The organism is Acidovorax sp. KPB24-03, from assembly GCF_057546605.1.
The window spans coordinates 1-1,897 of the sequence record NZ_BAAJYR010000548.1 but is presented as its reverse complement, the minus strand read 5'-3'; the positions used below and the strand labels follow the sequence as shown (position 1 = coordinate 1,897).

The window sequence follows — 1,897 nt, the reverse complement described above, 5'->3', positions numbered from 1 at the left end:
CAGGGCGCTGTCCCATCCCAGGCCAGTTCGGGCAGCGACAGAGGGCCCTCCACGCAGTACACCCGGCTGGCGTCCGCGAGCGGCGGGGCCGTGCCGCGCGCCCTGGCCAATGCCTCGCGCCAGCCGCCGGGCCAACGCGCGTGTGCTTGCGCGAGCGGGAGCCACGTGATGGAGGGCGGGGTCATGGACAGGGGGGGTGGGTTGCGCGGACCGCTCCCAAGGGCGGGGGCCGGTGCCGGCGATCGTACAAGAGCGCCATTCCGGTGTCCGGCATGGCGTGACGGGGACCGCGCCGGGCCCTGCAAAGGCCGCGCGGTGCGGCTACGATGGCCGGCTTCCCCACCACCTTCACCCCGGACGGGCCGCCGCAGCCGATGGCGCCCTCCGCCGCACCGCGATGACCCTCACCCCGCCCCTGTTCGAAGTCCTGCCCCGCGATCTGTCCGCCTACCGCGAGGGCAACACCGGCATCCCCTACGTGCACCGTTTCGCCTCGGGCCAGCCCGGGCCGCACGTGCTCATCAATGCGCTCACGCATGGCAACGAGATCTGCGGCATGGTGGCCGCCACGCACCTGCTGGACAGCGGCGTGCGCCCGTTGAAGGGCACGCTCACCATCAGCTTCGCCAACGTGCAGGCCTACGAATCGTTCGACGAGAGCCGGCCGTTCGACAGCCGCCAGATCGACCACAACCTCAACCGCGTGTGGTCGGCCGCCGAGCTGGACGGCAGCCTGGACAGCATCGAGATGCGCCGCGCGCGCGAGTTGCGCCCCGTGGTGGCCGCGGCCGACCACGTGCTGGACATCCACTCCACCAGCCAGGACGTGGAGCCGTTCTGGGTGTACCCCGCCTATTCGCGCAATACCGAAGTGGCCTGCGCCATCGGCCGGCCGGGCGTGCACCTGCTCATGCCCAGCGGGCTGGGGTCGGGCACGCCGCTGATCCAGCACGGCCGCCTGGGGGAGGCGGGCGGCGCGGGCACGGGGCTGGTGGTGGAGTGCGGGCAGCACTTTTTGCGCTCGGCGGGCGAGGTGGCCACCACGGCGGCACTGGATTTTCTGGGGTACTTCGGGCTGATCGAACGCGAGCGGCCTGCGCCCGGTCCGCAGCGCCGCTACGAGCTGCTCCAAACCTGCATGGTGACGACGCCGGAGTTCCGCTTCACGCGGCCGCTGGTGGGGTTCGAGGTGTTTGCCGAGGGCGAGCTGATCGCCACCGACGGCGCGCAGGAGATCCGCGCGCTGTGCGACGGCTGCACGGTGATGATGCCCACGCGAGCGCCCATCGTGGGCCGCGAGGCGGTGTACCTCACCCGCCCCGTGCCCTGAGTCTGAGGTCGTAAATGGCGTGCAGCGGCGGCGGGGGCGGCCGCCGCTGCAGCGGTTGGGTCATGAAATGGCGGGGGAGGTCAGGCGCTGGCCGGGGCCACGTGGTCTTCCTGCTCCGCCTGGCCGCCCTTGGGCAGGATCTTGCCGTCCTGCACGTAGAGCTCGTACTGGTCGCGCGGCATAGCGGCCAGGCCGGCGGCGTCGTTGTCCGCCGTCCAGCTCAGTGTCACGCTGTCGGGGGCGTGGGCGAGTTCGACAGGGCCCTCGGGAATGGCGATCGGCATGCCGTCGCCTTCGCGGTACGTGACTTCTCCGCGGATGGTGGCGTGTTGCTTCATGGGATGGTCCTCCTCGGGGTTGCGGGGGCTGCACGGAACCCGCGCAGCTGAAACCCATTACATGGCAGGCGCCAGGGCCGGCGTGTCGGACCCGTTCCCGAATTGCTGCGGTGCAAGAATCGCCGCTTGAAGGCGTCAGGCCGGCGGCGCGGCCGGAGCCGGCGCACCCCGCGCCAGCCGGGCGTCGTGCACCATCGCCAGGGCGTTGAGCCCCGCCACCCCCACGCCG

The 1,897-nt window shown here is 71.9% G+C and carries 3 protein-coding genes; 1 reads left to right on the top strand and 2 read right to left on the bottom strand.

The features are described 5' to 3' along the window. A partial coding sequence (locus tag AC27KI_RS23805; RefSeq protein WP_487116195.1) for a hypothetical protein occupies positions 1-185 on the bottom strand: 185 nt, incomplete at its 3' end. A 212-nt stretch (positions 186-397) separates the two neighbouring features. On the opposite strand from AC27KI_RS23805, the gene AC27KI_RS23800 reads away from it, so the two are divergent. After that, entirely contained in the window at positions 398-1,330 is a 933-nt protein-coding gene (locus tag AC27KI_RS23800; RefSeq protein WP_317354102.1) for a M14 family metallopeptidase, read from the top strand. An 80-nt stretch (positions 1,331-1,410) separates the two neighbouring features. Here AC27KI_RS23800 and AC27KI_RS23795 read toward each other — a convergent pair whose 3' ends face one another. Then, positions 1,411-1,668, bottom strand: a complete 258-nt coding sequence (locus tag AC27KI_RS23795; protein WP_272564030.1) for a hypothetical protein — start codon at positions 1,666-1,668, stop codon at positions 1,411-1,413. Positions 1,669-1,897: the final 229 nt, after the last annotated feature.